This window comes from Clostridium sp. JNZ J1-5, from assembly GCF_053901425.1.
In genome coordinates this window covers 2400986-2413533 of record NZ_CM132773.1, presented here as the reverse complement: position 1 = coordinate 2413533, position 12548 = coordinate 2400986, and the positions used below count along the sequence as shown (strand labels likewise).

The 12548-nt window shown below is 30.0% G+C and carries 12 protein-coding genes; 1 reads left to right on the top strand and 11 read right to left on the bottom strand.

Annotated elements, in window-relative coordinates:
- Positions 1 to 35: 35 nt before the first annotated feature.
- The 8 genes from ACWW38_RS11705 to ACWW38_RS11670 all read right to left on the bottom strand — a co-directional run bounded on the left by ACWW38_RS11705 (position 36) and on the right by ACWW38_RS11670 (position 8230).
- Positions 36 to 1508, bottom strand: coding sequence for a methyl-accepting chemotaxis protein (locus tag ACWW38_RS11705; RefSeq protein ID WP_456257732.1), 1473 nt, complete (start codon positions 1506 to 1508; stop codon positions 36 to 38).
- A gap of 284 nt (positions 1509 to 1792) precedes the next feature.
- A complete protein-coding gene (locus ACWW38_RS11700; protein WP_456257731.1) occupies positions 1793 to 3064 on the bottom strand; it encodes a M14 family zinc carboxypeptidase in 1272 nt (423 codons plus the stop codon).
- A gap of 105 nt (positions 3065 to 3169) precedes the next feature.
- Positions 3170 to 4141, bottom strand: coding sequence for an alpha/beta hydrolase (locus ACWW38_RS11695; protein WP_456257730.1), 972 nt, complete (start codon positions 4139 to 4141; stop codon positions 3170 to 3172).
- A gap of 614 nt (positions 4142 to 4755) precedes the next feature.
- Positions 4756 to 5559 carry a 23S rRNA pseudouridine(2604) synthase RluF gene (gene rluF, locus ACWW38_RS11690; protein WP_456257729.1) on the bottom strand — a complete coding sequence of 268 codons (804 nt, stop codon included), beginning with the start codon at positions 5557 to 5559 and terminating at the stop codon, positions 4756 to 4758.
- Positions 5560 to 5595: 36 nt separating this feature from the next.
- On the bottom strand, positions 5596 to 6474 hold the full coding sequence (locus tag ACWW38_RS11685) for a radical SAM/SPASM domain-containing protein (RefSeq protein WP_456257728.1): 879 nt from the start codon (positions 6472 to 6474) through the stop codon (positions 5596 to 5598).
- A gap of 127 nt (positions 6475 to 6601) precedes the next feature.
- A complete protein-coding gene (locus ACWW38_RS11680) occupies positions 6602 to 6928 on the bottom strand; it encodes a DUF1904 family protein (protein ID WP_456257727.1) in 327 nt (108 codons plus the stop codon).
- A gap of 148 nt (positions 6929 to 7076) precedes the next feature.
- Complete coding sequence (locus tag ACWW38_RS11675; RefSeq protein WP_456257726.1) at positions 7077 to 7880, bottom strand: lipid II flippase Amj family protein; 804 nt, start codon at positions 7878 to 7880, stop codon at positions 7077 to 7079.
- A gap of 62 nt (positions 7881 to 7942) precedes the next feature.
- Positions 7943 to 8230: a DUF4491 family protein gene (locus ACWW38_RS11670; RefSeq protein WP_456257725.1), complete on the bottom strand. Its 288-nt coding sequence runs from the start codon at positions 8228 to 8230 to the stop codon at positions 7943 to 7945.
- Positions 8231 to 8423: 193 nt separating this feature from the next.
- Between ACWW38_RS11670 and ACWW38_RS11665 the strand changes: the two genes are divergently transcribed.
- The gene (locus ACWW38_RS11665; protein WP_456257724.1) at positions 8424 to 9380 is read left to right on the top strand and encodes an NAD(P)-dependent oxidoreductase; all 957 of its coding nucleotides are present in this window, start codon (positions 8424 to 8426) and stop codon (positions 9378 to 9380) included.
- Between the two features lie 142 nt (positions 9381 to 9522).
- Here the strand turns inward: ACWW38_RS11665 and ACWW38_RS11660 are convergent, their stop codons facing one another.
- From ACWW38_RS11660 to ACWW38_RS11650, 3 genes are all read right to left on the bottom strand, one after another.
- Positions 9523 to 10767: an aminopeptidase P family protein gene (locus ACWW38_RS11660; protein WP_456257723.1), complete on the bottom strand. Its 1245-nt coding sequence runs from the start codon at positions 10765 to 10767 to the stop codon at positions 9523 to 9525.
- Positions 10768 to 10936: 169 nt separating this feature from the next.
- The gene (locus ACWW38_RS11655; RefSeq protein ID WP_456257722.1) at positions 10937 to 11653 is read right to left on the bottom strand and encodes an alanyl-tRNA editing protein; all 717 of its coding nucleotides are present in this window, start codon (positions 11651 to 11653) and stop codon (positions 10937 to 10939) included.
- A gap of 80 nt (positions 11654 to 11733) precedes the next feature.
- Positions 11734 to 12285, bottom strand: coding sequence for a helix-turn-helix domain-containing protein (locus ACWW38_RS11650; protein ID WP_456257721.1), 552 nt, complete (start codon positions 12283 to 12285; stop codon positions 11734 to 11736).
- Positions 12286 to 12548 lie beyond the last annotated feature (263 nt).

Here is a 12548-nt window from a genome sequence, read left to right as displayed (position 1 = left end):
AGCTTACCTCCATTTTTCAACGATACTCTTCAATTTTAACGCTGAAATAATTTAACGCCCTTTTTCATCTGATGGTTTGATTCTATAATAATTTTATCTATAAGTTCAAATATTTGCTTTGATAATTTTTCAGCAGCACCATAATATTCTTCTGCTTGAGATTTACTACCATTTTTTAAAGCTTCTAGCACTTTTTCTCCTAAACTATGAAACTCTTCATGAACTCTATCAATAGTATTCCATTCTTCTACAATGGATGGATGAGTTACTTGTATAGAATGATAAAAGTGCCCAAAAGCACATTTAGTACTATTGGTTTGTAAAGGATAAATTGTCATTTCATCAACGATATGTCTTAAGTTATCTAACCAATTTTTATGGGCTTTTTTTGCTTTCTCCATATACTCTAAAAACTCCTCATTGCTAATGGCATTTGAAGTTCCTTTAAGCCCTTCCATCATATTCTTTAAAATACCTGAAAGTAAATCATCTATTCCTGAAATTTTCTTAGCATATTCTGCACTCTTTAATGCATCTTCATGGATAGTATTTGTCATAATACTAAGTCTTTCTGCATCCTTACTAGAAGTATCCATAGCTTTATTAATCTCAGTTGCTGCAAGACTTATATCTCCCATAGATTCATTAATTTTATACACATCGCTTACTGTTTTCTCAAGCATGTTTACATTGTTTTCTGTGGTATATGTTATAGAATCAATTTTTTTACTCATATTTTCTGTGGAACTAATAGTATTATTCATACTTTGCTTGCCAGCTTTAGCAGTATTCTGAATATTATTTACAAAATTTTTCATATCCTGAAGACTTTCCTTAGTGTTATCTGCAAGTTTGCGAATTTCTTGAGCTACTACTGCAAATCCTCTACCATTTTCTCCTGCTCTAGCAGCTTCAATGGATGCATTTAAAGCTAGTAAATTAGTCTGATCTGCTATAGCTCCAACTCCTAATACAATATCATTTACTTTATTCGCCATCTCAACCAATTGCTCGATTTGCTTACTCATAATATTAGCATTGTCCATTACTTCTTGCTTTAATTCATTAATCTCTTTAATTTCAGCAAGACTTCTATGATTATGTTCTATCAATTCCTTAGAAGATACAGACAGATGCTGTAATGTTTCAGAATTATCCTTTATTGTACCATTTACCTGATTCATACTAGCTGTGATTTCCTCTACCACCGCTACGTTAGATTCACTTAGTGCAGCCATTTCTTTTGCAAAATCAATCAATTGATAAGAAATGCTAGACATTTCTACATCAAAATTGCTTAAAGATGCATTTACATCTAATAACAATTTTGCTGAAGAAGACATGACTTTTTCGTTAGAAAATAGCTTTTTATAATTATTTAACAAATCAATATGTACAGGATATTCAACTTTAGGCTCTATAGCTTCCCCACCATTTAGTCTATCCTCTACGTATTTAATAATGCAAATTGCTTCATCACAGGGTTTTTTTTCAAAAACTTTAATCATATTCAACCACCTTTAATTATATTTTCATATTCTGCAACCAACTCTAGGAAATTAGTTTAATTATATCCTAATATGGACATACATAAAATACAATAGTTTCCTCATTGTTAAATATTTATTAAATTAATGATTTTCTCTTTACAAGGATTACAAAATATGAATATAAAAATAAGGCTGTTTTAAGAGATTGCTGATAATCTATAATATTGAACTCAACAATCTTTAAAACAGCCTCAACTTGACTAATAGAAAATTTAAAATAAATATTAACCTTCTTCTGTCTTCTATACAATTGCTGCTAAGATAAGGATTTCTATATTATCATTATATATTTTATTAAATTGCTCTATAGGAAGTGGATTTTTTCCTCTTCCAACCTCTATTGTAAACCCAGGTCTTCTATATTTATCAATAAACCAATCTTTATAACCAGCATATGAAGTTATTCCAGAGGTTTGTGATAATTCATATCCACTAACCCTGGAAAATAATTCTCCAATTGTCCTTGAATCTGGAGGTATTATATTTAAATAAGTCCAATATATTACTTCCCCTTGGCTATGATATGCTAACACTAGTCTAAAATTATGACTTCTCGTAAAATCCGCTACTGCTTTAGTCTCAGGCTCCGATTCAGGATATGGTCCTGAATACCTAGTTGGTCCTGGACCAGAGATGCCATAAGCTGCTTCAGCTGCTTTTGATAGATTCCATGAAGCATCATAGTTATGATTTAAATCAACTCCCCTTATATTTGCCTCCCACACTTGTGAAAAATCAGTGCTTCCATTATTCCATTGAATAAGTTGTGCATAATAAGGATTGTCTCTTTGAAGTCCATCAATAACTAGATCTACTCCATCTGGATTTACCATTGGCATTATATAAATAGTACTCCTATTCCATATGTCCCTTATATCGTATCCTCTTATGCTTGTTCCATCTACATAAGCTTCTGAAAAGTCTTCAATAAATTTCATAAGAAGAGGAGAAGTAATCCATTCTAAGGCATGATGCGCTCCATTATAAAAAACTTCATTTGGACCACTTCCTAGTTTTACGTAATAGAGATTTTTACCTAAAACACTCTTTCCTGCAACACCTACTTCTATAAATGGGTATCTTGCTTTTAATCCTTGAATATCATTTTCTAAAACTTCATAGGTATAATTTACATTTGTATCAACCACATCAATTCCATAGGGAATTTTAATTGTTTGACCAACCATTAGATTTTCCGGCCTTATATTTGGATTAGCAGCAAGTATTCTTCCTATAGTTGTGTAGTATCTTCTAGCTATATTATATAGTGTGTCTCCATAATTTATTGTGTAATTGTTATAACCTAAAAAAAACTTTCTTAAAGAATTATAAGTGTTTGTACCTATGATTCCATCAGGTGTTAAACCATTGTTTATTTGATATTGAATAACTGCCTGCCGCATTTGACTTCCAAATACTCCATCTATAGGACCAGGATTATAACCTATCTTTTTTAAAACTGCTTGTGTTTTCATTACATCTGATCCTCTAGAACCCACTCTTAATACTCTCATAAAAACCACCTCATAATAACTATCATATTATGATATGATTTAATACTGATTTATGTTAGTTAGTCTCCCCCTATTTTTTCCCTAAAAATTAAAGAATAGCTTTCGCTATTCTTGTTTCTTTACTGCTGTGCACATTTCAGCTATCTCTTTAGTAATTATTTCTGGTTTATATTGATGAATATAATGTCTAGCATCTCCCACTATAAACTGCTTACTATACCTCGACCAATCCTTTAGTTTTACTTGACTATCTATCCAACCTTTGCTTTCCTCACCAAAGCTACCAGAGGTTATAATAGTAAGCGGAATATTATTAAGTTTCCCCCCTGCTACAACTTTTTTTGCATTTTCTTGGCTTCTTTTCATTTCATCTATGATATTCCTATTGTTTCCTCTAAGAAGTGTTGATATTTTATCTAATTCTTTTATATCTTCTGGTAAAATACTTAAATTATTTCTTTCAGAGTTTAATGAACTAGCAAAACTCTCTGTTTTATATAAAGCCCTAGCTATCCCAAACTTCATTAACTGCCTTTGGATATTTGCAATTAAAGTGGAAGGTTTTTGTTTTGCATAAACTTCAGGATTGCCTCCATCAATAAGTACTATCCCCTTAACTTCATCTTTATATTTTTGTGCATATCTTATAGTTTCAAGTGAAGCTAAGGAATGACCTACTAGAACATAAGGAGGATTTTGTCCAGATTTATTTAGAAGTTGATGCATTTCCTCTACTATAGTATCTATATCTCTTTTCTCCTCTGTAAATTCACTATATCCGTATCCAAATCTATCATAAACTGCAAATTTGGCAAACTTTGATGTTTCATCATAAAGTGAATAAAAATCTGCATATGGATTTACAGTACCCCATCCTGATGCAAAAACAACCGTTACCTCTCCAGATCCTCCGGTATATATATGCATCTTTTTATTCTTAACCTCGTATATTTTTCCTACTGGCTTATATGATTGTATGTCATTTTTTGATTCTATATTTTGATATATGCAACCTATTCCCAATAGTATTGATAGCGGTAAAAACAATAAAATTACTATCTTTTTTATTCTTCTCATTGGCTTCCCCCTAACACCATTTAGTTACAAGTTTTTAACATATCTTCAATTAATTATCCTATAATTACATTGTAAGTAATTTTTTTACAAAAGTCCACATAAACATAGTTCTTCTTGTTAAAAATAGTTTTATATTCTTTATAAGAACATTACCTTCTTAATATTAAATAAAAATAATAGTAGCCAGTTCATATATAAAAACTATAAACTGGCTACTAAGCAAACCCTAATTCATTTTTCAACTGACTTTCTGTTTCCTTAATCACAAATATTTCCTTCCTGGTACTCTTTGCTCTAACTTACAAAATCTTTACTGATCATTTAAAAATCTAAACTTCTGATTGTTAAGGCATTTTACCTTTACTTCTTACTTCTTACTTCTTACTTCTTACTTCTTACTTCTTACTTCTTACTTCTTAATTCTTAATTCTTAAATCTTAATTCTTAATTCTTAATTCTTAAATCCTTCAATTCAAAACTTCTTTAATTAAAAACTGAGCTTTAATTTTGACTTAATGAATTAGGATTTGCAAGAAGAATTTTTTTATTCTTCTTACTTATATTATAGCATACCCTAATAAAACTTCAATACTATTTTTCGAATTTTCTAAAAACTATTTTAGTCCCTTTTTTAGATGAGAAGCTTCTTCAGTTTTAATCGAATTGGAAACTAACTTATTGATATCTTCCATTTCCTTACTTGTTAAATAACGCCACTTTCCAATTGGCAGATTACCTAAGGTTACATTCATAATCCGTATACGTTTAAGTTTTGTAACATTATATCCTAAAAATTCACACATTCTTCTTATCTGTCTATTTAATCCTTGAGTTAAAATTATTCTAAATACATATTTACTTTGTTGTTTTACAAAACATTTTTGTGTTATTGTGCCTAAAATAGGTACTCCATTTCCCATCTTTTTAATAAAATCAGGTGTTATAGGTTTATCTACTGTAACAATATATTCTTTTTCATGGCAATTTCCTGCACGCAAAATTTTATTTACAATGTCTCCATCATTGGTTAAAAATATAAGTCCTTCTGAAGGTTTATCCAGTCTACCAATATGAAAAATTCTCTTTGGATAATTGATAAAATCTACAATATTATCTTTATCTTTACGATCAGTGGTACAAGTAACCCCTACCGGTTTGTTAAAAGCTATATAGACTGGCTCCTCTTTAGACTTTAAAGGTTTTCCGTTTACTTCAACTTTATCCTTTAAACTAACCTTGCTTCCCATCTCCGCTATTATACCGTTTATTTTAACCTTTCCCTGTTCAATTAGTTTATCCGCTTCTCTCCTAGAACAAATCCCAGTTTCACTTATGAATTTGTTTAATCTTATCTGTTCAGTATTATTATTACTTTGCTCTAACTTATGATTTTTCTGTAAGTTATTTTTATCTCTCATTTGGCACCTTCCTTTGGTACTGTATGCTTATTTCAATTAAGCATTAAACTTTTTTCTATATCCGCACTTTCTACATAATTCCTCAACTACTTCTCTTCTTGAAAAACCCTCATAAATATTTTTAGCTCTATCACTCTTTAATATATCAGAGAAATTGGTTTTATTTATATTTCCTAGATTAATTACTCCCTCTCCATCAAGACAACAGGGTACTACAGTTCCATCTACCAATATAGCTATTTGATTTCTAAGTCCGTAGCAAAATCCACTTCCTCTATCTTCTACCTCTCCTAAATCTGGCCACTGAAATTCATGGTCTTGATTTAAATATACCCTGTCTGAAATCTTAATTCCTCTGCCTGGGATGATTTTTTCTTCAATTTTATAAGATAAATTGAACTCATTTTCAATTACTTCAATTATTTCATGATTTCTTTTCTTTTGGAGGTTGGTTATATTATCTTTATCTAGGTTCCATAATCGTAAAGAAATCAAAATATCCGTATTGTCTATAGCCTCTTTTGTAAATGAAAGAATACTGTTAATATACTCTAACCTATTTTTTGATCCTTCATTTCCATCGAAGCTGTGCAGTGAGAAGTTAACCTGTCTTAGTGCTGGTTTTGTGATTATTTTGTCCTTAACTTCACTTATAAGAGTTCCATTTGTAGTTATATTTACCTTAAAACCTTTTTCATAACTTAAGTCTAAAAATTGCCCTATCTCTGGATGAAGAAGAGGTTCCCCCTTTACATGAAAATATATATAATCTGTATAAGGTTTTATTTGATTTAATATTTCACTAAAGGTTTCTATACTCATAAACTCAGGTTTTCGTCTTGTCTTTGGACAAAAACTACAGGCAAGATTACATACATTTGTAATCTCAATATAAAATTTTTTAAATTTTTTCATCAGCTTATACTCCTATTCTATCTATACTCCTATAAGTTTTCCCTTAAAGCTATATCTAAACAGGAAAATATTCCACTGCAACAGATACAATGGAATATTTTTTTATAACCTTATTCTATTAATTAATCTAAAAATGTTCTCCATTTTCATAGTATTCATTTTCTTTTAATGCTATAAATATTACATCTACATCATGGTAGCCCATAGAATGAACATACTTTGTAACTGCCTTTGCTACCTTATCTTGAATCTCCTGTCCTCTATTAAACCATGAAATTTCAACTACAGGGTATCCTTTAACAAATTCCCCGTCTTTAATAAATGTTGACTGAACAACTTCTAATATAAAATAGTCTCTAGGACATTTTACTATCTCTTGTAATTCATCTACCAAATCCCTACTTATATCACAAACTTTTTCAGATTCAATAGCTTTAAACTTTAATGCTGGCATAATGTGTCTCCTCCAAATATAAGTGTATATTTTAGTGATATTTTATCACAATAAACTCCTTATGTCTAAGTTCATATATGTATTTGTTTTAAATAAATGTTGATTTTTACATTCATTTAAATATTTCTATTAGTGTGTTAAGGTTGTTTTAAATTATTTTTGCTATAAAGCTAATTATTTTTGCTGCAGGTACTAATAAAAATTGAGACAATATAGTTCCCACAATTAACCCGCCAACTATAAAAATTATACACCTATCAAATTCCGCCTCTGTGCACTCTCCTCTAATAACGTCATCTGTCATCATTGATATAAACGGATCTATAAATATAAACATAAGTATAGTTGCAAATCCATTTATAACGGCGGATAAAGTACTACATGTAGTTCGCAATGTAGGATTTAAACACCCTGCATATAATGATGCCAACACTCCAACTGTAGATATTGAAAACGCTATTGTATTTAATAATACAATCTTCTTAGGTACTTTTTTTAGGCTTTTAAGTTGTACAAAATTATCTCTTTTAGGTATGGTAATACTCTTTTTAAATTGTTCTATACCTGATTTTGAAAAACCATGTAATAATAATCTTGGCATAGAACGATGAATACTAAATGATTCTACAGCCCTTCCAAATACCCTTATAAATGTAGGCATAAGTAATGCTCCTATAATCGTTGCTAATGTTGTAGAAATTAATACCCATCTAAAAATATATAGTAAGCTTTCAGATGTACCTGCCTTTATGTTATTCTCAATTGTTTTAGCCATAAGAGGAGCTTGAGCAGTATTTGCAGTTCTAGAAACTAATGCAAATATATTAAACACCGCAAATGATATAGCTATTCTACCTGTTCTTACAGCTACAATTCTTACTGAATATGCTAAAGTTGATATAACATAAATAACAAATGTAAGAATAAGTACAATAATTATTTGTATTGACATTAGTTTCCCTCCATTTAATCTAATATATAATATTCTAAGCAAAACAAATAATATAATAATTATTAATATTTCTTTTTTGGATTTTTAGGAAACCAACCTTTTTTTACTCTTTCTTCTTGTTCAAATATTTCATGGATACTCCAAAGCCATGAAAATCCTATAATTGCCATTATAGGCGATAACATTTGTCCTTTTATATAGATAGACAGGGTTATAAATATAATCCCTAGAACTAAAAATATAGGCCATATCCTCTTGCTAAAATAATATTCACTTTTAATCACAATAGGATGAAATATACCTATTATCATAAAAGATGCTAAGCCTATTATAATACCTTGAAAATTCATATTTAAGTTCACCTTCTTATAAAGATTATTATAATGTAGCTGACATTTCCATTTTACATTATTCATAAATTATACCAAATAGTTATAAATTTATATACCTTTAAAAACTTAAAATTGCTCATTTAGATTTTTGACAGTGATATCCATGTGACGTATACTAAATTTGTAAGTATTCTAACATTAGGAGGTAACTATGAAAAACACAGTATTTCTCAATTCAGCAAAACTTGACTTTGACAACAAACTGGATTTTTCACAATTAGCTAAACTTACTACCATTACAAAATATGATACAAGTAATGATACAGATATTCTAGAAAAAGTTAAAAATCAGGATATTATCATTACTAAAGAACTACCTTTAGGAAGAGATTTAATTTCTCAATTTCCTCCTTCAGTGAAACTCATATGCGAGGCCGGCACTGGCTATAATAACATAGACATTGCTGCAGCAAAGGAAAAAAATATTACTGTATGCAATGTTCCTGGTTATAGCTCAGAGGCAGTGGCGCAATTAGTAATTACTTTTATGCTAAATTTAAGTTCCTCATTAACTCTTCAACAGGTTATGATTAATAAAGGGAATTTTGATAATTTTACTAAGTTCCTTCAGGTTCCTCATTTTGAACTACATAATAAGGTTCTTGGAGTAATTGGAGCTGGTGCCATTGGTCAAAGTGTAATGAAAATAGCACTAGCTTTAGGAATGAATATTCTAGTCTATAGCAGAACTCCTAAATCCTTTAACAATCCAAATATAAAATTTGTTTCTCTTGAGGAATTGCTAAAAGAGAGTGATTTTGTTACCATACACTGTCCTCTTACTGATAATACTAAACATCTTATTGATAAAGATAAATTAAATCTTATGAAATCCTCAGCATTTATCATAAATACTTCAAGGGGAGCAATTATAAAAGAATTAGACTTAATTGAGGCTTTAAAAAATAAAAAAATTGCTGGTGCTGCACTTGATGTTCAAGATCCTGAACCACCAGAATTAGATAATCCACTATTTACTATGGACAACGTTATTTTAACTCCTCATATAGGTTGGAAATGCATTGAATCAAGACAAAGACTTATTGGTCTTCTAGCTGATAATGTTGAAGCTTTTATTCAAGGAAAACCAATTAATGTTGTAAATTAGTATATATATCTCTATAATTTATTTACTTTTGGATTATATCTAGTTATAGCAAAAGACGCGATTCTCGCGTCTTTTTCATATAACTGTTTAATTGAGTACTCTTCATTTAAATTAGATATTTTGTAAATTAATTAATATGAACTTATTTTCTACTCATAAATTCTTCTATTTCTTCTACAGTTTTGATTATATCTTTAGATAGATTCTCATAACCATCTTCTGTTACTAGAATGTCGTCTTCTATTCTTATTCCTATGCCTTCTTCAGGAATATAAAGTCCCGGCTCATTTGTAAATAACATACCTGGCTTAAGTACTTGTTCACGATCTCCTACATCATGAGTATCAAAACCTAAGTAATGACTTACTCCATGGAAATAGTATCTTGAAAGTTCCTTATCTTCCTTTATAAGCCCAAGCTCCTTACATCCTTCTGCTAAAACTCTTTTTGCAATTTCATTAAGTTCAGAGAATGGAAGCCCTGGTTTAACTGCTTTTGTTACTTCTTCATTAGCTCTTAAAACCACATTGTATACTTGTTTTTGTCTTTCAGTAAACTTGCCGCTTACAGGAAATGTTCTTGATATATCTGCATTTAGGTATTTATATTGAGCTCCTAAATCAAATAGTATTAAATCATTATCCCCACATCTACTGTTGTTTTCTGAATAGTGAAGTATAGTTCCATTTTTCCCTGCTGCTGCTATTGTTTTAAATGCTTTATCTTTTACTCCTTCTGATGTTAATACATAATCGAAATAAGCTTCTATTTGGTACTCCATCATTCCAGGTTTTGCATTCTTCATCATTAACTCTATTCCACGTCTTGTTATATCTATAGCCTTTTTTGTAATTTCTATTTCTTCTTTATCCTTTATAGTTCTAATATCACTTATTTTATAATAAATATTTTTCACATTGAAATATGGATATTTTTCTAAAACAGATTTTGCAAAAACTTGGGCTTCAGTAGTAGGTATTCCCCATTCCTGTCTTTCAAGATCTAGATATAAATTTGTGTATTCAAATCTTGAAAGCATTCCTGCAAAAGAGTTATAGAAATTTTTTGTATAGTCTATATCAGTAATGCCTGAAGCTGCCTCTGCCTCTTTTTCAGTCATTTTTTCTCCAATCCATCTGGCCATAACTGGATCTGACTCTTCAATAAATAGGGTTTCACTGACTATATTTTTTCTTTTTGTTATAACAAGTATTATATTCTCCCTATCTATACCTGTTAGATAATAAAAATTTCTATTAGGCGTAAATGGGTAAGTCTCATCTGCTGACTTATAAGGTGCCCTTCCTGCAAACATAACTAGTATAGAATTATCTTCTAACTGCTCAGATAATTTTTTTCTATTTTTAATGAAAAATTCTTGTTTCATAGTTTATCTCTAGTGAGAGGGTATACAACAAGCATAGAACCTCCACTAAAGCTCACCTCTTTTCTTTTTATACTGTTACCTAGTACCTTATTTCAATATAATATATGCCCTTAATAAAATCAACACAAGGTACTAATCTTAATTATTTACTACAGTACTTAAATTAAACCTATTCTTCTAATTGAATGTATATTCTTTTGTTGATTTTTCCCTTACTTTTATAATCTGCTATTTTTATTTTTCCAACTTCCTCAGTATTTTTCACATGAGTTCCTCCATCTGCCTGAAAATCTAGCCCTTCAATTTCAACAGTTCTTATTTCTGTAATACCTTCTGGTAGAAGATTTATTTTTGTTCTTATTAAGTCAGGAATTTTGAAGGCTTCTTCTCTTTCAAGAATATTTACACTGATATTCCTTGTAGATTTTACTTCTTCATTGATTTTTATTTCTATTTCATCAACTAATTCCTTGTCAAAGCTTTCAAACTCGAAATCCAGTCTACCTTTGAGACAATCCATATCTCCACCAGTTACCTGAGCTTTGTAGTCTCTCCATACAACACCGCATAAAATATGCATAGCAGTATGAGTTCTCATTAGCTTATATCTATGTTCCCAATCTAATTTTCCAATACAAATTTCATCAATTTTGGGAAGATCCCCATCAATATAATGATATATATCAGAGCCTTTTTTCTTAACTTTTTTTACAATATACTTAGCTGTATCTGTCTCCAGCACCCCCTTATCGCAGGGTTGACCTCCACCATCTGGATAAAATGCTGTTCTATCCAAAACAACAGCATTTTCCTCCATGTCTATTTTAGTAACTTTACAATCAAAGTTTTTTACATAGCTGTCTTTTTGAAATATTAATTCACTCATTTTTGTTCCTCCTTTAAAATTTATGATAGTAAAATAATATAGCTTAATATCTTATCCACATCATAATGTATCTTTTTCTATTAAATCGGATAAAAGTTTACAACCACAGCTTTAAGAGTAGTTTCTCCGCAGCTTTTATAGGTATGGGGAGCTGCTGATGAAAAACAAATAGAATCTTCTTTTTTTAATAAATAGTCCTCCTTGTTTGTTGACAATAAAAGTCCTCCTTCAAGAACAATAATATACTCCTGTGATTTTTCTGAGTGCCCAACAGAGGTATATACTGCACTAGAATCTATCTCAAGTAAAAATAATTCGAAATTTCGATGGGGTGTATTGCCATAATAGCAATAAATACGATAAGTTCCATCTTCACTGCTTTGTTCTTTAGCTTCTGACTTTCTAACAACTGAAATATGGTTTTCCTGTTTATCAATTAGTACTGTATATGGAACATTTAAACCTTTGGCAATTTTCCAAATGGTATTAATTGTGGGATTTGTATCCCCCTTTTCAATTTGAGAAAGCATTACTTTGCTTACTTCAGATAATTCTGATAATTGTCCCAAGCTTAAATTTCTTTCCAGCCTCAATCGCTTAAGATTTTCCGCAATCACCGGACTCAGATTCATATATAAAACCTCCAATTAGTATCTAGTGTATATCCCTATGTATCACTTAAAATGCACTTTAGTAAGTTATATCTTACAAATGTTAAATATATTATACAGAAGAGCAATGATAATTACAAGTGTTGTCATAATAAAAAGGCTATGTTTTAATAGATTGCTGATAAGTAGAGAACCTTAATCTACTGATAGAAAGTCTTAAATGAATGTAAAAATCAGCTTTCATTTAAAACAGAGCAAATAAAAAAAGTGATATTCTATCGAAT

Excerpts from the sequence above, each read along its gene's own strand:
- ACWW38_RS11705 (WP_456257732.1), bottom strand. The coding sequence starts at position 1,508 with ATGATTAAAGTTTTTGAAAAAAAACCCTGTGATGAAGCAATTTGCATT.
- ACWW38_RS11700 (WP_456257731.1), bottom strand. The coding sequence starts at position 3,064 with ATGAGAGTATTAAGAGTGGGTTCTAGAGGATCAGATGTAATGAAAACA.
- ACWW38_RS11695 (WP_456257730.1), bottom strand. The coding sequence starts at position 4,141 with ATGAGAAGAATAAAAAAGATAGTAATTTTATTGTTTTTACCGCTATCA.
- rluF (WP_456257729.1), bottom strand. The coding sequence starts at position 5,559 with ATGAGAGATAAAAATAACTTACAGAAAAATCATAAGTTAGAGCAAAGT.
- ACWW38_RS11685 (WP_456257728.1), bottom strand. The coding sequence starts at position 6,474 with ATGAAAAAATTTAAAAAATTTTATATTGAGATTACAAATGTATGTAAT.
- ACWW38_RS11680 (WP_456257727.1), bottom strand. The coding sequence starts at position 6,928 with ATGCCAGCATTAAAGTTTAAAGCTATTGAATCTGAAAAAGTTTGTGAT.
- ACWW38_RS11675 (WP_456257726.1), bottom strand. The coding sequence starts at position 7,880 with ATGTCAATACAAATAATTATTGTACTTATTCTTACATTTGTTATTTAT.
- ACWW38_RS11670 (WP_456257725.1), bottom strand. The coding sequence starts at position 8,230 with ATGAATTTTCAAGGTATTATAATAGGCTTAGCATCTTTTATGATAATA.
- ACWW38_RS11665 (WP_456257724.1), top strand. The coding sequence starts at position 8,424 with ATGAAAAACACAGTATTTCTCAATTCAGCAAAACTTGACTTTGACAAC.
- ACWW38_RS11660 (WP_456257723.1), bottom strand. The coding sequence starts at position 10,767 with ATGAAACAAGAATTTTTCATTAAAAATAGAAAAAAATTATCTGAGCAG.
- ACWW38_RS11655 (WP_456257722.1), bottom strand. The coding sequence starts at position 11,653 with ATGAGTGAATTAATATTTCAAAAAGACAGCTATGTAAAAAACTTTGAT.
- ACWW38_RS11650 (WP_456257721.1), bottom strand. The coding sequence starts at position 12,285 with ATGAATCTGAGTCCGGTGATTGCGGAAAATCTTAAGCGATTGAGGCTG.